Here is a 19,505-nt window from a genome sequence, read left to right on the forward strand (position 1 = left end):
TTGTTTAGGTCATTATCGTATAATCAAATCACCGCAGCGCGATTTCTAAATCGGACTGTATATTTTTAAGGGAGGATCATTTTATTCTATGGCAATTGAAGTGGGCACCAAGTTAGAGGGCAAGGTGACAGGCATAACGCATTTTGGAGCATTTGTGGATCTGTCAGGAGGTGTCACGGGTCTCGTTCACATCTCGGAAATCGCCGACAACTACGTTAAGGATGTCAACGATCATTTGAAGATCAACGATGTCGTTACCGTGAAGGTGATTAATGTCGACAAGGACGGCAAGATCGGTCTTTCGATCAAGCAGGCTGTCGACAAGCCGGCTTCCGAAAGTCGTCCACCCCGCGCACCGAGACCGGAACGCAGTGGAGGCGGCGGAGAACGATTCGGAGGTGGCGGTGGAGGAGGATTCAACCGCGAACGCGGTGGACGCCCGTTTAAGCCTGCGGCCAACAAGCCTTCATTTGAGGATAAAATGTCACGCTTCCTGAAAGACAGTGAAGAACGAATCTCTTCGCTCAAGAAGAATACGGAAGGCAAACGCGGCGGACGCGGAGCCAAACGTATGTAATTCGATAAAATATAAACTGACCGCAGAGGGAAATTGCCTTCTGCGGTTTTTTTGTCGTTGCATCCAAGGGTACGACAGGTTCCTACGCATTTTACGGCGCCAATCTGCGGAATGAACGCAGGGTGGCCGCCTCAATTCGGGAAATGGTCTGCCCGAACGCCCCAGGCTAGACCTGCGGAAACCCGGCTGGGCGCGGGGGATGAGCGGTCGTTTCCCGAACGTTCGCAGGGCACGTTGATTTTGTCGGAAATTTCTTTGGGGCTTGTCCGGTGTTCTGACAAACTTTCCGAAACGGGGGTTTTATAATGGGACCAACAAATTCGTGAAGAATGGGGTGCCAGCGTAATGGATAAAAGAAATCTGGTGATGTTTCCGGGTACTGAGGCAGTTAAAGGGGGAGCGGGTTCCATTCGTGCCCGCGTGGCGGAACGGTTAGGGCAGCTGCCTTTCCTGCAGCGTCCCATCCACTTCCTGGCCGCAAAGAAGTGGATGATCCTGCTAACCTTCATGGGTCTTCTGCTCGGACGAGCTATGATTCTGGGGGAACTTTCTCCATTTGCCGTCGCCTATTTCGCAGTCATCGCCTTTATGCGACGCGATGTTTTGCTGCCGGTAGGCGCAGCGATCGTTGCAGGAAGTTTATTTGCTTCCTTTCCGGTGGCATGGATGGTGCCGGCAGAGATTTTGATCTTTTATTTTATGATGCGGGGATTGGAGACGTATGATCGGGCGGAATTGTCTTATGCACCTTTGATGGTATTTGTCTCCACCTTCTTTGTGAACTTGTTCAGCGTCCTCATCGGACCAAGCATTACCTGGTACTCCATGATGATGCTCACCTTGAATGCCGTACTCAGTTTCGTATTGACGCTGGTCTTTATCCAGGCGATTCCGGTGCTGACGCTTCGTAAAAAAACGCATGTTCTTCGTAATGAAGAAATTTTATGCATCATCATTCTGCTGGCGTCGGTCATGACAGGTGCCGTCGGCTGGACCGTTCAATCCCTGTCGGTGGAGCATGTCTTATCCCGGTATCTGATTCTGCTGTTTGCGTTGGTAGGGGGTGCGCCGCTGGGCGCCTCGGTTGGCGTAGTGACGGGCCTAATCCTCAGTTTGGCCAATATATCGGCCTTCTCGCAGATGAGCCTGCTCGCCTTTTCCGGGATGCTCGCCGGTATGCTGAAGGAAGGGAAGAAGGGCGGCGTTTCGCTGGGCATGCTGCTCGGGGCAACCATTCTTTCCATCTATTTCAGCAATCCCGGAGAAGTCATGATCTCCACATGGGAAACCTGCGCAGCCATCGTGCTGTTCCTCATTACACCGAAAAGCGTGATGCAGGCCATCGGCAGATATGTGCCGGGGACGCAGGATCATACCCGTTCTCAGCATGAATATGCCAAGCGGGTCCGGGACCTCACAGCCGATCGCGTGACCCAATTCTCCAAGGTGTTCCGCCAGCTCTCGCAAAGTTTCGGACAAACGTCAGGGGTCATACAGCCTCCAGGCAAACAGGCGGAGGAGATGAATCATTTCATGAATGCCGTGGCGGAAGGAAGCTGCGCCACCTGCTATAAACGGAATCAGTGCTGGGACATGAAATTCTACCAGACTTATAAATATATGACCGATATGATGACCTCGATCGAGGAGAATCCCGAGATGGAAGCAGACGATCTGCCGCCGGAGTGGAGCCGGATCTGCGCCAAGAAGGAGGAGGTGCTCGGCATCCTGAAGCAGCAGTATCATCTTTACCAACATGATATGCAGTGGAAACGCCAAATATACGATAGCCGCCATCTGGTAGCGGAACAATTATCGGGCGTGTCGCAGGTCATGGAGGATTTGGCTCGGGAGATTAAACGGGAAAGCCAGACGATGCACATTCAGGAGGAGCAGATCAGGGAAGCGCTTCAGCAGTTGGGGTTATCGATTCAAGGCATCGATATTATTAGCCTGGATTCGGGTCAGGTCGAGATTGAGATCGTTCATGCATATACCCGCGGATACGACGAATGCAGGAAGATTATCGGGCCGCTGCTGTCCGACATTCTCGGGGAGCATATCGCCGTGATGGAAGAAACCCTGACCCATCCAAGGGACGGATTGGCGACGGTGCGTTTCGGTTCGGCCAAAACATTTGAAATTATGACGGGCGTAGCGGCAGCGGCCAAGGGAGGAGATATTTTATCAGGGGATAGTTTCAGCACGGTTGAGCTGGGCAACGGCACGTTTGCGGTAGCGCTCAGCGATGGAATGGGGAACGGGGAAAGGGCAAGGCTCGAGAGCAGCTCGGCCCTGAATATATTAGAGCAGCTGCTACAATCCGGCATGGATGAGAAGCTGGCGATTAAATCGGTCAACTCGATCCTGATGCTGCGCTCGCCGGATGAAATCTATGCTACCGTCGATATGGCTCTCATCGATCAATACACGGCTCAGACCACTTTTATGAAGATCGGTTCGACGCCAAGCTTTATCAAAAGGGGCAATGATGTCATACCGGTCTCGGCCAGCAATCTTCCCATCGGCATTATCCAGGATATCGAGGTGGATTTGGTATCCCTGCAGCTGCAGGCGGGCGATGTTCTCATTATGATGACGGATGGCATTTATGATGCGCCGGGTTACGCGGTGAACAAGGAGTTATGGATGAAACGAATGATCCAGGAGGTGAACAGTGAAGACCCGCAGGAAATAGCCGATTGCCTGCTTGAGAAGGTGATCCGCTATCAACAGAATCAAATCCATGATGATATGACGGTGGTGGTCGGGCGCGTGGATCACTTCCATCCGGAATGGTCAAATGTGCATGTTCCGGGATTCGCCCGCATGGAGCGGCCTCGAACGGTTAGCTGAGGATTTACAATATAACAAAGCGATTACCCGGGAAATGGAGGCCCGGAGCCGGTCAATTCTTTTCCGTCTATTCTTCCTGATTGTCGTTTGAACTCTCTTGAATGTGGAAATGATAGAGATAGAAATCCAATCGATAGGATGGATCAGACGGGAGGCAATTTGATTATGAAACAAATCTTGCTGATTACAGACGGGTGTTCGAATGTCGGTGCCAGTCCGGTTCTGGCCGCGGCGCATGCGCTGCAGGATGGTATTGTCGTCAACGTGGTGGGGGTCCTTGATTACGGGACGATCGGTGAACTTGGGGGATTGGAAATACAGGAGATAGCCAAAGCGGGAGGAGGCATACACCGGATCGTGGGTACGCCGCAGCTTGCACAGACGATGCAGATGATGACTCGGAAAACGGTGGTTCAGACGATCCAACAAGCGGTAAATAAGGAGATACAGCATATTTTGGGAGGCGGGACGCTGGAGGAACTTCCGCCGGACAAGCGTTCGCAAGTCGTCGAAGTGGTGGATGAGCTGGCCGAGACGTCATCCCTTCAGGTTGCGCTGTTAATCGATGCAAGTGCAAGCATGAAGCCTAAGCTGGCAGCCGTTGAGGAAGCGATACGCGACCTGATGCTGAGCTTGAAAGCGCGCGCAGGCTCAAGCGAATTGTCGGTATTCCACTTTCCCGGAAAACATAGCGGCGAGGATATCGTCATGGACGTGGATTGGACCTCGGATCTTGACGGTGCCCGCGGCATGTTCAGCAGGCTGCAGATGAAGGGGGCGACGCCGACAGGACCTGCCTTGTTAAAGGTGATTGAATTTTACCGATATGGTACACTAGAAGGTAATCAATCATGGCAGGGTCGTTCCAGCCAAGAGGAAGGGATGCTCGGTGACTACGTTGTCTAACCCGGGTTATCCGCCAGGAACCGTAATTAAGGGCAAATGGCGGAACAGCCGGTACATCGTGGAACGTATGCTCGGTAAAGGGGCTAACGGCAAGGTGTATCTGGTCCACCGGGCAGGAGTGCGCGAGCGTTATGCTTTAAAAGTAGGCTATGACGCTCTGGATCTACAATCCGAAATTAATGTGCTGAATGCGCTCAAAGAACAAATGACGGACCCTTACCTCGTGGAGGCGGACGATCATCATGACGGCAGCGGCGAAGTGTCCTTCTATGTCATGCGTTACATCGAGGGGAGCCCGCTGCATCATTTTATTCGCAAACGGGGCACCGAATGGGTCGGCCTGATCGGGCTGAAGCTGCTTGAGAAGCTGTCCGTTCTGCATGCATCCGGTTATGCATTCGGTGATTTGAAGCCGAATAATGTGATGGTTTCGGCCTACGGAAGGGTGGAACTGATCGATTACGGCGGCGTCAGCTCTTTCGGGCGCAGCGTAAAGCAGTTTACGGAATGGTACGACCGGGGATACTGGAATGCCGGGAGCCGGACCGGCGACGTATCCTATGATTTGTTCTCGTTTGCCGTGATGTGCATCGGCCTGCTGGATGAGAAGTCGCTTAAGGAGGCGTCTTGTCAGCTTCCCCAAACCCGGAGCGTTGCCGACCTGCAGCTGGTGCTGCGAAGAAACCCCGTATTCAAGCCGTACGCCGTCTGGCTGAACAAGGCATTGTCGGGAGAATTCGCGGATTCACGGGAAGCGCTGAACGAGTGGAGAAAACGGATATATGAAGGCTCGAGCCAAAGCGGGCGCCCCGTTCCGGGACGTACGCCGCGCTGGCTAAGGAACGCGTTTGGGTTGTCCTTGGTCATTATGGCCTGCGCCGTTTATTTCTTCTTCCGCTCATGAGTAGTTGCCTTGTTACTGGAAGTTCATAAAGGTGCGAGTTCAAAAAGGTCGGTTTTCAGCACCGAGAAGGTTATGCTCCGATGTGCGTTTTTTCAAAACGCTTCAGTTGAATGAAACTAGGGACGTCAGGAATGGAGCGTACGCTTTGGTACGTGAGCACCTGAAATGTTTCCGCAGGAAACATACTTCGAAAGCATCTGCTTAGGCCCGGCTGAATTCAAGATTCGATGCCGAGTGGCTTCCGGATTCACTTCGTGTTAGATATAGAATTTATGAGTTATCAGTGGAACTGGTGAAATTCTATATCGCAAGAAAACCTACCTATGCATCGCGGTCGCTCATCCTTGAAGTGGCCTCGATAGGGGTTTTCTTATCAAAAGCGGACTTTTTGAACAACCTCTAAAGGGGATCTGGAAGTGAAACAGGATTATTTACGAACATTCGTCCAACATATCGAGCGTACCGCCGCAGAGTTTGATTTGTGGTCGGAAGGCGACGGTATCGTGGTTGCCGTTTCCGGCGGACCGGATTCCGTTGCGCTTCTTCACGTTCTGCATGAAATCTCAAAGCACCGTACGCCGCTCCGATTGATCTGCGCTCATGTGCATCATGGTTTTCGAAAAGAGTCGGATCAGGAGGCGGAGATGGTGCGCGAGCTGGCGGAGTCGCTCGGACTTCCATTGGAAACGGCGTTCATCGATATTCCCGCTTATATGGAAGAGAGCGGCAAGGGTGGACAGGAGGCGGCAAGAGAGAAGCGTTACGAATTTCTGCTGCAAACGGCCCGGAAACACAATGCGCGCTCCGTGGCTCTGGCTCATCATGCCGACGATCAAGCCGAGACGGTATTCATGAGGCTACTGCGCGGAAGCGGTTTGTCGGGCCTGGGCGGCATCAAATTTAAGCGCACGGAAAAAAAAGTGGAACTTATCCGCCCGTTCCTTCGTATGTACAAGGCGGATATCGTGGAGCTCTGCCGCGTATGCGGATTCCAGTATGCGGTGGATCACAGCAATCTGCAGACGAAGTACCGCCGTAATGCGATTCGCCTGGAAGTATTTCCTTTTTTGGAGCGATACAACGGGCAGTTCTCCTCCTCACTCAATCAGCTGGCCGAAATTGTCCAGCAGGAGGATGATTTTGTGGAGCTTGAAGCTGCGAAGCAATTTCGGAGTTTGGTACAGGAGAACGATGGGAGGCTCGCTTTCGACGCGCCTTCCTTTTTGGGCTTACATGTCGCTTTACAACGGCGTTTGATTAAACTAATATTAAATTACCTGCCCTCAGATCAGGAAAACACCGATTTTGTCAAGATTGAAACGGTGCGCCACGGCATTCTTAACGATCAGCGAAGCAACTGGCGTCTGGATCTGGGTGACGGCATTACCTGTGTTCGTGAGTACGGAGTGATCCAGTTTTGGCCTAAACCTCCGGAAGAACAGGGACAGTACATATACATTCTTGATTCTCCTGATGCGTCAGAGCTTTATGTTAAGGAAATCGGAAAAATGCTGACATTGTCGTTAAAGACAGGAAGCGAAAGCCGGAGCGGCTCCAGACCATCGGCCTTTGTGGCGGATTTTGATGCGGATGAGCTGCAGTTTCCTTTAACCGTGCGCAACAGACAGCCGGGAGACAAGATGAAGATCATGGGATTAAACGGAAGCAAAAAGGTGAAAGATATTCTCATTGATGAGAAAATCCCGCCGTCTGTCCGTGCCCGGATTCCTATTCTTTGTGACGGTTCCGGCAGCATCGTATGGATTCCAGGTGTACGACGTTCCGTTCACGCCGCTTGCGGGCGGCACACATCACGAGTTCTCCGAATGGAGCTGTCGGATGTTTAAGGCAAGTGTAAAACGAAGAATGGCCCGTTTCACGCTTTCATAGTATAAACGTAGGAGGTCCACTTAAGTTGCAGAATGACATTCAGGAAATACTCATCAGTGAAGAAGAGATTCGCGCAAAAATTAAGGAACTCGGTTCCAAGCTCAGCGCCGAATATGAGGGACGCAATCCGCTCGTTATTTGCGTTCTTAAAGGTGCGTTTATTTTTATGGCCGACTTGGTTAAATCCATATCAGTACCTCTAGAGTTGGATTTCATGGCTGTATCCAGCTATGGAGCATCAACCAAATCCTCTGGCGTGGTCAAGATCATTAAAGATCTGGACGCTTCCGTTGAAGGAAGGGATGTTCTGATTGTGGAGGATATTATCGACAGCGGTCTTACGCTCAGCCATTTGATTGAGCTTCTTAAGAGCCGCAAGGCAAACTCGGTGCGTGTTGTCACCCTGTTCGACAAGCCGGCACGCCGTACGGTGGATTTGCAGGCTGATTATACCGGATTCGTGCTGCCGGATGCTTTTGTTGTCGGATACGGGCTCGATTACGCCGAGCATTACCGGAACCTCCCCTACATCGGGATTCTGAAACCGGAAATCTACAGCAGTTAAACCGCGCCAATGGGCTGCTGCCACAGATCGGGGGCCTTTGTTGAGATGGCCAGACAGGCTGTGGTAAAATATCTTATGTGTCTTGAGAGGAGGTAGGGGATGAGTCGGTTCATCCGGAATTCTGGTTTTTATTTGATTCTATTTTTAGTCGTGGTGGGCATAGTACAATTCGTCACCAATGGCGGCGAGCAAGCCGATGCCCCTAGTTATAATCAACTGCGGCAGGAAGTCAAAGCTAACAACATAGAGGAAATGACGGTACAATTTGACGGTTACGCTTATCTGGTGACCGGTAAGTATAGGGAGATATCCGAAGAGAAAAAATCGGAGAATTTCTCGACCTATATTCCTGCCACGGATGCAGCGATGCAAGAGCTGACTGCAGCCAGTGATAGCAACAATGTCAAACTGTCCGTGGTGCCAATGGAAGGCCAAAGCATTTGGCTGACATTGCTTTCATCCTTTATTCCGCTCATCATTATGTTTGTTCTGTTCTTCTTCCTGTTCAATCAGGCTCAGGGCGGCGGCGGCAAAGTGATGAACTTTGGTAAGAGCAAAGCCCGCTTATATAATGAAGAGAAGAAACGGATTACATTTGAAGATGTAGCCGGAGCAGATGAAGAGAAGCAGGAGCTTGTCGAGGTTGTTGACTTCTTGAAGGATCCGCGCAAATTTAACACGGTTGGCGCTCGCATTCCGAAGGGCGTCCTGCTTGTCGGTCCTCCGGGAACCGGTAAGACGCTCCTTGCACGCGCCGTTGCCGGCGAAGCGGGAGTGCCGTTCTTCAGTATTTCCGGTTCCGACTTCGTAGAGATGTTTGTCGGCGTCGGTGCTTCTCGCGTACGCGACTTGTTCGAAAACGCGAAGAAGAATGCACCATGTATCATCTTCATTGATGAGATTGATGCTGTAGGTCGTCAGCGCGGTGCCGGTCTCGGCGGCGGTCATGACGAGCGCGAGCAGACGCTCAACCAATTGCTGGTTGAGATGGACGGTTTCGGAGCGAACGAAGGCATTATCATCGTCGCTGCGACCAACCGACCGGATATTTTGGACCCGGCGCTTCTTCGCCCGGGACGTTTTGACCGTCAGATTACCGTCGATCGCCCGGATGTGAAGGGCCGTGAAGCCGTACTGAAGGTTCATGCACGCAACAAACCGTTGACGAAGGATGTCAAGCTCGACATCATCGCCAAACGTACAACCGGTTTTACGGGCGCCGATCTGGAGAATCTCCTGAACGAGGCTGCCTTGCTTGCGGCTCGCCGCAACCGTAAAGATATCTCCATGCGAGAAGTGGATGAAGCGATTGACCGCGTTATCGTGGGTACCGAGAAGCGCAGCCGCGTGATCAGCGACCGCGAGAAACGCATCGTAGCTTACCATGAAGCCGGTCATACCATTGTGGGTTACTTCCTTGAGCATGCCGATACGGTGCACAAGGTAACGATTATTCCTCGCGGCCGTGCCGGCGGATATGTCATCATGATGCCGAAGGAAGATCGGATGCTCGTAACGAAGCAGGAATTGCTGGACCGCGTAACCGGTTTGCTTGGCGGCCGTGTCGCCGAGGAGCTGTTCATCGGCGAAATCGGAACCGGAGCCTACAGCGACTTCCAGCAAGCAACGGGCATCATCCGCAGCATGATTGTTGAATACGGTATGAGTGAGAAGCTCGGACCGATGCAGTTCGGTACATCCCAAGGACAAGTGTTCCTGGGACGTGATATCGGACACGAGCAGAACTATAGTGATGCAATCGCTTATGAAATCGATCAGGAAATGCAGCGGTTCATTAACGAATGTTATGAGAAGTGTAGAGAGCTTCTGACCAAGCATTCCAAAGAGGTTCATCTGATTGCTAACACGCTTCTGGAGAAGGAAACACTGGAGCTTGAGCAGATTAAGAACCTCATTGAGACCGGATCGGCTGAAGGCGATGGCAGTGGCGAAGGTGAAGGTTCCTCGGAGAACGGCGAACCGATCATCGACAACATTGGCGACGTGAAAGTTCGCATCCAAGGGAAAGAAGACGGCGGGCAGTCGACTTCCACGGAAGAAATTCCGAACAACCCGATGGATTCGAATGATCCAGCACCGGAAACCAAAGATTCCGAACGCAAGGATCCTCCAGGCGGATCGGACAACGGTAACAGCAGATTAACGTAATATTCGTTGATAAAACATCGAATACCGAATAAAAAAGAAGAACCGGAGAACGATAATTCGTTTTCCGGTTCTTTTTGTGCTTTCTATCACATTGACAGGGGACAGAACGAACGTGTACATTAGTTGTTAAATAAGGATGCGCTTCCTTTCACAAAGGTGGAAACCATCCTGAAAGTCACATGGTCATCAGCGGCGAACAGCCGGACTACATAAAGGGAGAGGGTCGATCATGGAAGCTTTGGCACTGGAGCGCAAGGCAGAACAGAACCGTGAACTGCGTGAGCGGTTAATGCAGTTGAAGAAGGAACGCAATGCAATTATTTTGGCTCATTATTATCAACGGGACGAAATTCAGGAGGTTGCTGATTTCCGGGGGGATTCCTTCTTGCTCGCGCAGAAGGCGGCACAAACCGACGCCGAGGTCATCGTATTCTGCGGCGTGCATTTTATGGGCGAGAGCGCCAAAATCCTGGCACCAAACAAAACGGTTCTCATTCCGGATGAACGGGCCGGCTGTCCTATGGCCGATATGGTGAACGTGGACGGACTGCGGAAATTGAAAGCGCAGCATCCGAATGCGAAGGTGGTTACGTACATCAATTCATCCGCTGAAATCAAGGCCGAAACGGATATCTGCTGCACTTCCTCCAACGCCGTGAAAGTGATTCAGTCGGTGGATTCGGACGAAATTATATGGGTTCCCGATAAGAACCTGGGGCATTATGTTCAGCAGCATACCGACAAGAAACTCATTATTTGGGAAGGATACTGCAACACGCATGACATGCTGACCGTTAAGGATGTCGTCGAGATGAGGGCCAAATATCCTCAGGCTGAATTTGTGGTGCATCCGGAATGCCGTCCGGAGGTTGTTGCCATGGGTGACTTTGTGGGAAGCACAACCGCCATCCTGGAATATTGCAAACAGTCATCGGCCAAGGAGTTTATCGTGGGAACTGAGGACGGTACCGGTTATCAGCTTCGATTGGATAGCCCGGATAAATCGTTCCACTTCGCGACGAAATTCCTGGTATGTCCAAATATGAAAGTGAATAATCTCAAAAAGCTGGTGAGAGCACTTGAAACGATGAAGCCGCAGATCTATGTGCCGCCGGTCGTTGCAGAGAAAGCCAGAACTTCATTAGAGCGCATGTTACAGGTTAAGTAGCATGCGCTACTCTTTCGTGAAAAGACAGGTGAGGCAACGTGATACCGCAGTATTTGATTGATTTTGAGCTGAACGATCTCCCGGTTGTAGAGACGGATGTCATCGTGATCGGTTCAGGCATTGCGGGTTTATATACGGCGATCATGGCAAGTGCGACTCAGAATGTGCTTTTGATTACGAAAAAATCGCTCCTCGAGAGCAACACGCGTTATGCTCAAGGCGGGATCGCGGCCGTAACGGCGGAGGATGACTCGCCAGCATATCACCGCCAGGATACCCTCCTAGCAGGGGCCGGTCTATGCTCATCTGCCGCGGTGGATGTGCTTGTAAACGAGGGGCCCGTCGGGGTTCAGGAGCTGATTCGCCTCGGCACGACGTTTGATGTGGAGAACGGCGAGCTTGCATTGACCAAAGAAGGTGCGCACAGCCATCGACGAATCCTTCATGCCAACGGGGATGCTACCGGTTATGAAATTGTGCGCGCTCTTTCCATTCAGGTCGAAATGCTTCACAATATAGAAGTATGGGACGATCATTTTGTCATTGACCTGATTACCGAGCAGGGAGAGTGTCACGGCGCATTGGTACAGATGCGGGATGGCAAGCGGGTATTCGTGCGCGGCCGTGCGACGATTATGTGTTCCGGCGGGGCCGGTCAGTTGTACCGGTACACGACCAATCCGGAGGTTGCGACCGCAGATGGCATCGCCATGGCTTATCGGGCAGGCGCGGAAATTCGGGATATGGAGTTTATCCAGTTTCATCCGACGGCGCTAAGCTATCCGGGCGCTCCCCGTTTCCTGATATCAGAGGCGGTTCGCGGCGAAGGTGCCGTGCTTCGTAATATAAGAGGGGAACGGTTCATGCCGAAATACCATGAGTTACAGGAGCTGGCACCCCGGGATATCGTGGCACGGGCCATTGTCAGTGAAATGGAAGCGACGGGATCGACCTTCGTATACCTGGATATTACCCATGAGTCGCCGGAAATGGTCAAACATCGATTCCCAACGATTTATGAAACATGCATGCAGTACGGGCTGGATTTATCGTCCGATTGGATTCCGGTCTCCCCGGCTGCGCATTATATGATGGGGGGCATCAAGACCAACCTGCACGGCGAGAGCAGCGTGAAGCGATTATTTGCTTGCGGAGAGGTCTCGTCTACCGGTGTTCACGGAGCGAACCGGTTGGCCAGCAATTCGCTTTCGGAGGCGGTCGTGTACGGCAGTCGGATTGTCGAGCGCATTAAGAGCCTCCCGGAACCCTCTGGGGATCCTCTTGGGGTATCATTTCATCTGGGCCGCAAGGACGCTCCGTCGCAAGCGATGGTGGAAAAACGCTTGAAGCTTCAGAAGGTCATGGTGCGTTATGCAGGACTTCGGAGAAATCGGGATACTCTAATAAGAGCGGCGGAAGAGCTTGGCCGTCAGCTGCCCTTGTTCCAATCGATGCTCTCCAAGCGTGAAGAATACGAATTTGCGAACATGCTGACTGCATCCCTGCTGGTGGTTCAAGGCGCGCTGGGACGGGAAGAAAGCCGGGGAGCTCACTACCGAGAGGATTATCCGGAGCGAAATGACAGCGAATGGCGCAAGCATATTGTGTTTATACGGGACCAAGAAATGACGGAGGAATTGAGCGATGATGTTTAACGGATATAACGATGGCCTTCTCCAGAGCATACGGACTTGGCTTCAGGAGGATATTGGGTCGGGGGATATTACGACCCTCACCACGATCGAGCCGGGTCACGAATCCAAAGGGGTTATCCATGCCAAAGAGGCAGGCATCGTGGCAGGCATGCCGGTGGCAGAGCTGGTATTCGAAACGGTAGATCCAACGCTTACGTTTACGGCATTGGTCCGTGACGGAGACGTGGTGGAAAAAGGGACGGTTCTCGCTGAGGTGGAAGGAAGCACCCATCGTATTTTGACAGGCGAGCGGCTCGCGTTAAATTTGCTTCAGCGTCTATCGGGCATTGCAACCAAAACACGTTCTTTTGTTGATGTGCTTGAGGGATTGCCGACAAGGCTGGTGGATACCCGCAAAACGACGCCAGGCCACCGGATGCTTGAGAAATATGCCGTGCGGGTCGGCGGCGGCGCGAATCATCGCTTCGGCCTGTACGATGCCGTCATGATCAAGGATAATCACATCAAGGGTGCGGGCGGCATCGCCCAGGCGGTCAGCCGGGCCAGAGCCCATATTCCGCACACCATGACGATCGAAGTTGAAACCGAGAGCCTGGCGCAAGTGGAAGAAGCCTTGGCTGCAGGCGCGGATATTATCATGCTGGACAACATGAGTCATGACATGATGACGGAGGCCGTGCGGAGAATCAAGGCCAAGTCGCCCCACGTTCGCGTCGAAGCGTCGGGGAACGTGACGCTGGAGACCGTGCGCGGGATTGCGGAGACCGGGGTCGATGTCATTTCGGTTGGACGGCTGACGTATTCATTCCATAGTCTCGATATTAGTTTGGATCTGAATGCAAAGAAAGGAGGAGCAGAGGGTTGATTCTCGTTGTGGACGTAGGGAATACCAATATTGTGCTGGGTGTGTACCAGGGAAAAAAACTGCTGCATGATTTTCGGATCAGTACATCGCGTCAGTCTACCGTGGACGAATACGGTGTATTGATCCACAATTTGTTTCAAATGTCCAATATATTGGTAAGCCAAATAGAAGGCGTTATTGTCTCTTCCGTAGTTCCTCCGCTTGTGCGCGTGGTCGAGGAAATGTGCAATAAATATATTGGCAAGGCGCCCCTTATCGTTGGGCCGGGGATCAAAACCGGACTCAATCTGCGGTATGAGAATCCGCGCGAGGTGGGGGCTGACCGGATCGTGAATGCAGTAGCAGCCGTCGAGCAGTACGGGGGGCCGCTGATCGTAGTGGATTTCGGTACGGCGACGACGTTTGATTGCATTGATGAAGCAGGCAACTATCTGGGCGGCGTAATTGTGCCGGGCATTGGCATTGCCACGGAAGCCCTTGTGCAGCGTGCTTCCAAGCTTCCTCGCGTAGAGCTCGAAAAGCCGAAAAAGGTGATTGGGCGCAACACCGTTCATGCCATGCAGGCCGGCATCGTATTCGGTTATGCAGGACAGGTCGATGGCCTGGTTAAACGCATAAAAGCCGAGATGGGAACGGACAATGTTAAGGTTATCGCCACGGGGGGAATGGCTGAGCTGATTGCCGGCGAAACGGAATCCATCGAAGAGATTTCCCCCCTCTTGACGCTGGAAGGCTTGCGTATTATTTACGAGCGTAACTAGAACCGATATAAAACCGTTAGATATTACAAACAACCAGAAAGACAAGGAGGCCTCAAGATGGGTAATCAAAAAGACCGTATGCTGCGGGGAACGGCGTTAAACGGGAAAGTGCGCGCATTTGCCGTTCGGACAACCGATCTGGTGGAAGAGCTTCGCCGAAGACACGATACGTTCCCTGTCGTCACAGCCGCTTTGGGCCGCACCGTGTCAGCAGCAGCGATGATGGGAGCTATGCTGAAGGGAGATGAGCGTCTTAGCATTCAGGTTCGCGGCGATGGACCGATCGGTCTGATTGCGGCGGAGAGCAATGCCAAGGGCGAGGTACGCGGTTATGTCAAAAATCCGCATGTGGAGCTGACGAATATACGCCCGGGCAAGATGGACGTAGCCGCTGCGGTAGGGACCACCGGTCAGATCGATGTGGTCAAGGATTTCGGATTGAAGGAGCCTTACCGTGGCAGCGTGCCGATTATCTCGGGCGAGCTGGCCGAAGATTTCACGTATTATTTTGCCGTATCCGAACAGACCAACTCGGCGGTAAGCTTGGGCGTTCTGGTTTCGCCGGATTATTCCGTGGCCAATGCCGGCGGCTTCATCATTCAGCTTCTCCCCGGCGTTAGCGATGAAGAGATTACGGAGATCGAGCTTGCGTTAAGCAAGATTCCTCCGATCACCGAGATGCTGGAGGAAGGGCTGGATCTCGAGGATATCCTGAAACGCGTCGTTCCGGATGTGACGATTCTGGAGGAAACGGAAGTCTACTTCAGCTGCGACTGCTCGCATGAGCGGGTGGAGCGCGCACTGATCAGCTTGGGACGGGAAGAGCTTGAGCAGATGATCGAAGAGGACGGCAAAGCAGAGGTTTCCTGCCATTTTTGCAATGAACGATATACGTTTGACCGAGAACAGCTTAAATCCGTGCTAGAGCGGGCCAAATCTTAATGTTGGGATGAGCGACCGTGATGACGAGACAAGAGAAGGGATTGTGGGCGACCGTCATTGTCTTGACAGCATGCGTATTGGGTATGGGGGGCTGGATGCTGTTTTCCGGGGGCTTTTCGCAGGAGGCTTCACCGCCGTGGAAAACAGGCTCCCAGCCCGTTGCATCCATCCAGGACAGGGCGATTACCGAAGACGAGTGGGTTGACGAGCTGAAGAAGCGATATGGGCGCGAAATGCTGATGACCATGCTGAATCGGCACGCCGTGGCGCTGGAAGCGAAAGCGAAGGGCATTGATGTGACGACCGCGGAAGTCGAAACGGAAATCGAAGTCATGAGCCGAAGCTATGGCTCTAAGGAACGGTTCTTATCGGAAATGGAAGATCAGCTTGGCATTACGGAGAGTGAGTTAAAGACGGAGACGACTTATCGGCTCCTGCTTGAGAAAATTGCGACTTCCGATGTTCACATCGAGGAGCAGCAAATCGATTCGTATCTGGAACAGTACCCTGATCAATTTCGGCCCAAGAAACAGCTGAATTTATCCATGATTGAAGTCGCTTCGGAAGATGAAGCGGAACGCGTCATGGATCGGCTGGAGAATGGGGAGGATTTTGCGGATCTCGCAGCTCAGGTTTCCCTTGACGAGTACACTCGGGAAGACGGCGGACAGATCGGCTTGGTAGAAGAGGATGACCCCTTTTTGCCGCCAGAGCTGCTTGAAGCAGCTTTATCGCTCGAGCCCGGAGATATTGCGGGACCTGTATCGCTCACGGACACATACGCCATAGTATATGTGAGGGATATTATTGAGCCTCAAGCTCCTAGCGAGGAAAGTATCCGGAAGGCGGTTCGCAAGCAGCTGGCCCTGGAGCAGTCGGTGTCCTTATCGGAATTGGAGCGGCAGCTTCGCGAGAAATACGAGGCACGGATCAGTGCGGGTACGGTTACGCTGTAAATAGAGCAACAACATGAGGAAAGCTCGCTGTGGCGGAGAAAGATCTGGCTGCAGGGGCTTTTTTCGCTGTAGTTAATGCCTGAGCTTGGATGGCTGCGGAAAATTGGCGGTTATCCCGCATGAAGTCCTCCGAAGGATTTCGCGTTCGGCTCGTTCGTGAGTCGCAGGAAAATTCACCTAGAAATGTTGATTTTCGAGCAGCTGGATATTGACAATGGCCTGTAACGTTGATAAGATGAAGGTACAAAAACCTACCTTTTTACTCGGATATTGGAGAGCCATTGAACAACAGGAATTTTATTAATCCGCCGGCTCCCATTTTTTTAACATCGAGAACCTACAAATTCATGATTCGACATTCGAATGAATAACACCATTATGTATTCACTATTTTTATCCAGATCCATATTTAGAGGAGGTCTTCTTTCATGGCAAAAGTCGTAAATAATGTGACAGAATTAATCGGTGAAACCCCGCTCGTCCGTTTGAACCGGATCGTACCTGAGGATAGCGCAGAGATCTATCTGAAGCTGGAATACCAGAACCCGGGCGCCAGCGTTAAAGACCGGATCGCGATCAGCATCGTGGAAGAGGCAGAGAAGGATGGACGTTTGAAGCCGGGCGATACGATCATTGAAGCGACCAGCGGCAATACCGGCATCGGCTTAGCTATGGTGGCAGCGGCTAAAGGCTATAAAGCGGTTATCGTCATGCCTGAAACCATGAGCTTGGAGCGCCGAAACCTGCTGCGTGCTTACGGAGCGGAACTGGTCCTGACACCGGGATCGGAAGGAATGAACGGTGCCGTTAAGAAGGCCGAAGAAATCCTGAAGGAAAATGCCGGATTCTTCATGGCCGAGCAGTTCAAGAACCAAGCGAACGTGAAGATCCACCGTGAAACGACTGGTCCGGAAATCGTTGAAGCGATCCAATCGATCGGCGGTTCCCTGGATGCGTTCGTGGCTGGCATCGGAACAGGCGGTACAATTACAGGCGCTGGGGAAGTGCTGAAAGAGCAATACCCTGACATCAAGATTATTGCGGTGGAGCCTGCTGCATCGCCAATCCTTGCCGGTGGCAAGCCAGGCCCTCACAAAATCCAGGGCATTGGCGCAAACTTCATCCCGGAAATTTTGAACCAAGAAGTGTACGATGAAATCGTCCATGTAGAGAATGACGATGCCTTTGAAACTTCCCGCCGCGTGGCGAAGGAAGAAGGCGTTCTTGGCGGTATTTCCTCCGGTGCGGCTGTATATGCTGCCTTGAAGGTCGCCAAAGAGCTTGGTAAAGGCAAGCGGGTTGTCGCTGTCATTCCAAGCAACGGAGAGCGTTACCTGAGCACGCCGCTCTATAACTTCGAATAAAATGTTCTGGAATAGGCTGTGCATTTTCATCTCACCCAAGTGAGGTAATGTGCTGCGAGAAGGGAGCCCTCAATGTGTTTTTTATAGCATTGAGGGCTTTTTGCGTATACTACTCCCTAAGATAACGCTTTAATGGAATCAAGGGCTGACCGCTTCAAAAATTATTGTTGGACAAGCCTCTATTTAGGGTTTTCAAGAGAAGCGGGATACAGTATACTGACAGGCAACAGTAAGGCTTTTGAAGACTAAGGGAGGATCGGCATGGAGAGAAGAGTGGAGCTGGCCCAGTGGCAGTCATGGGCTAAAGAGGGCTGGTCCGTCGTTCCCTATCTGGTTCAATATAAAGGAGCAACACGAGGATTACCCCTGTCATGGAGACATGCTTGGAAAGCGGCATCGCCTTATGCCTTTGTGCTGGAGAGCGGTAAGGGCGGACGCTACACGTATCTTGGGTTACGACCGGTGTCCATTTTGCAGGGAAAAGGAAGCCAGGGCGAGGTCGTCGAAATGTCAGGCGGATTGCGAACGCAGGTAACGGGAGAGCCGCTGCGTCTGTTGGAGCAGTGGATGAAAGCGTGGAAATCACCCCGAGTGCCGGGATGGCCGGATTTTCGGGGAGGCTGTGCAGGCTTTCTGAGCTACGATGTCATCCGCTCGATCGAGCAGCTGCCCGTGATGGCCAAGGATGAGCCCGGCTTTCCGGATTATTTGTGGATGCGCATGGAAGAAGTCTGGATTTACGATCATGCGGACGACAGCCTATACTGCTCGGTGCATGTTCCTCTGCCTTGGGCTTTCGGGAGCGGGGAAGATTCGAAGGAGGCGACGGCGCTTGAGGATTCAGCGAATGTTTCTGAAGGTTCTGAGCTCTCACAGGGGCAGGAAGGAATTTTGGAGGAATTATATGAGAAGGCCGGCCTAAGAGCCGAATCGATGCTCTCCCAATGGAATCAAATGTACGGAACGGGGCCGGAGAACGATTCGAGATCCGAAGATGAACGGGTGCGGCAGGAACGATGGAAAAAAGCGCAGGAGCTGTCAGGGCCGAATGTGGAGATCTGGGATCGGCTGGAGATTGATTTTTCGCAGGAAGCGTTCGAGCAGGCGGTTCTCTCGATCCAAGAATATATTCGGCAGGGCGATGTTTTTCAGGTCAACTTGTCTCTTCGCCGGCATCTGCAGCTTCATGCGGAACCTTCCGATATTTACGAGTGGCTGCGCATTCTGAACCCTTCACCTTACATGGGGTACTTATCCTCGCCAGGCTTCAGTTTGGCCAGCGGCTCACCGGAATTGCTGGTGAAGCTGGATGGCGATACCGTATCAGCCCGGCCGATCGCGGGTACCCGCCGCCGGGGGAGAAATCCGGAAGAGGACGCGGCCATGGAAGCGGAGCTGCTTGGCAGCGAGAAGGAACGGGCCGAGCATATTATGCTGGTCGACCTGGAGCGGAATGACATCGGCCGCATTGCCGCATACGGGACGGTGCATGTTCCGGAGCTGATGACCGTGGAGAGGTACTCGCACGTCATGCATTTGGTGTCCCAAGTGGAAGGGCGGATTGCTGAGGGCAACAATGCATATGATGTCATTGCGGCAGCGTTCCCTGGCGGCACCATTACCGGCGCACCCAAAATCAGGACCATGGAAATCATCGAAGAGCTGGAGCCCGTGACGCGGGGGCCTTATACCGGCTCCATGGGCTGGATCGATTATAACGGCGATATGGAGCTTAACATAATTATCCGAACCCTCGCCGTGAAGGATGGGGTCGGTTACATTCAGACAGGTGCTGGGATCGTCATTGATTCCGATCCTTATCGGGAATACCGGGAGTGCCATAACAAGGCCAAAGCTTTGATAGCGGCGCTGATGTGCAGTGAAGAAGAAGCCGCAGCGGCGGCTGCCTATATAGGGGGGAAATAAC

Annotated in this window: 15 protein-coding genes; all 15 read left to right on the plus strand. The window is 52.4% G+C overall.

The window, feature by feature from the left end:
* Positions 1-88: 88 nt before the first annotated feature.
* The 15 genes from RB297_RS30645 (at position 89) to RB297_RS30715 (ending at position 19,504) form a co-directional block, all read left to right on the plus strand.
* The gene (locus RB297_RS30645; protein ID WP_009591896.1) at positions 89-577 is read left to right on the plus strand and encodes a S1 domain-containing RNA-binding protein; all 489 of its coding nucleotides are present in this window, start codon (positions 89-91) and stop codon (positions 575-577) included.
* A gap of 345 nt (positions 578-922) precedes the next feature.
* Positions 923-3,433 carry a stage II sporulation protein E gene (gene spoIIE / locus RB297_RS30650; RefSeq protein WP_375122072.1) on the plus strand — a complete coding sequence of 837 codons (2,511 nt, stop codon included), beginning with the start codon at positions 923-925 and terminating at the stop codon, positions 3,431-3,433.
* A 165-nt stretch (positions 3,434-3,598) separates the two neighbouring features.
* Entirely contained in the window at positions 3,599-4,339 is a 741-nt protein-coding gene (locus RB297_RS30655) for a vWA domain-containing protein (protein ID WP_009591933.1), read from the plus strand.
* Entirely contained in the window at positions 4,323-5,243 is a 921-nt protein-coding gene (locus RB297_RS30660) for a serine/threonine protein kinase (protein ID WP_375122073.1), read from the plus strand. The genes RB297_RS30655 and RB297_RS30660 overlap by 17 nt, the downstream gene beginning before the upstream one ends.
* A gap of 416 nt (positions 5,244-5,659) precedes the next feature.
* Positions 5,660-7,090, plus strand: coding sequence for a tRNA lysidine(34) synthetase TilS (gene tilS, locus RB297_RS30665; protein ID WP_375122074.1), 1,431 nt, complete (start codon positions 5,660-5,662; stop codon positions 7,088-7,090).
* 68 nt (positions 7,091-7,158) lie between these two features.
* Positions 7,159-7,698 (plus strand): hypoxanthine phosphoribosyltransferase, encoded by a 540-nt coding sequence (gene hpt, locus RB297_RS30670; RefSeq protein WP_012818323.1) that lies wholly within the window; start codon positions 7,159-7,161, stop codon positions 7,696-7,698.
* A 99-nt stretch (positions 7,699-7,797) separates the two neighbouring features.
* The gene (gene ftsH, locus RB297_RS30675) at positions 7,798-9,867 is read left to right on the plus strand and encodes an ATP-dependent zinc metalloprotease FtsH (RefSeq protein WP_375122075.1); all 2,070 of its coding nucleotides are present in this window, start codon (positions 7,798-7,800) and stop codon (positions 9,865-9,867) included.
* Between the two features lie 229 nt (positions 9,868-10,096).
* Positions 10,097-11,035, plus strand: a complete 939-nt coding sequence (gene nadA / locus RB297_RS30680; RefSeq protein ID WP_096777315.1) for a quinolinate synthase NadA — start codon at positions 10,097-10,099, stop codon at positions 11,033-11,035.
* Positions 11,036-11,073: 38 nt separating this feature from the next.
* Complete coding sequence (gene nadB / locus RB297_RS30685) at positions 11,074-12,690, plus strand: L-aspartate oxidase (protein WP_375122076.1); 1,617 nt, start codon at positions 11,074-11,076, stop codon at positions 12,688-12,690.
* A complete protein-coding gene (gene nadC / locus RB297_RS30690) occupies positions 12,680-13,555 on the plus strand; it encodes a carboxylating nicotinate-nucleotide diphosphorylase (protein WP_036661689.1) in 876 nt (291 codons plus the stop codon). The genes nadB and nadC overlap by 11 nt, the downstream gene beginning before the upstream one ends.
* Positions 13,552-14,316, plus strand: a complete 765-nt coding sequence (locus tag RB297_RS30695) for a type III pantothenate kinase (protein WP_009591942.1) — start codon at positions 13,552-13,554, stop codon at positions 14,314-14,316. The genes nadC and RB297_RS30695 overlap by 4 nt, the downstream gene beginning before the upstream one ends.
* A 57-nt stretch (positions 14,317-14,373) precedes the next feature.
* Positions 14,374-15,258 carry an Hsp33 family molecular chaperone HslO gene (hslO, locus tag RB297_RS30700; RefSeq protein ID WP_009591925.1) on the plus strand — a complete coding sequence of 295 codons (885 nt, stop codon included), beginning with the start codon at positions 14,374-14,376 and terminating at the stop codon, positions 15,256-15,258.
* 20 nt (positions 15,259-15,278) lie between these two features.
* Positions 15,279-16,214 (plus strand): peptidylprolyl isomerase, encoded by a 936-nt coding sequence (locus RB297_RS30705; protein ID WP_096777312.1) that lies wholly within the window; start codon positions 15,279-15,281, stop codon positions 16,212-16,214.
* Between the two features lie 428 nt (positions 16,215-16,642).
* Entirely contained in the window at positions 16,643-17,578 is a 936-nt protein-coding gene (gene cysK / locus RB297_RS30710) for a cysteine synthase A (protein ID WP_012818329.1), read from the plus strand.
* Positions 17,579-17,839: 261 nt separating this feature from the next.
* Positions 17,840-19,504, plus strand: coding sequence for an anthranilate synthase component I family protein (locus tag RB297_RS30715; protein ID WP_375122077.1), 1,665 nt, complete (start codon positions 17,840-17,842; stop codon positions 19,502-19,504).
* The last annotated feature ends 1 nt before the right edge of the window (position 19,505 follow it).

The sequence above is a fragment of the Paenibacillus sp. CR_12 genome (assembly GCF_041953985.1).
Lineage (GTDB): Bacteria > Bacillota > Bacilli > Paenibacillales > Paenibacillaceae > Paenibacillus_AQ > Paenibacillus_AQ lautus_A.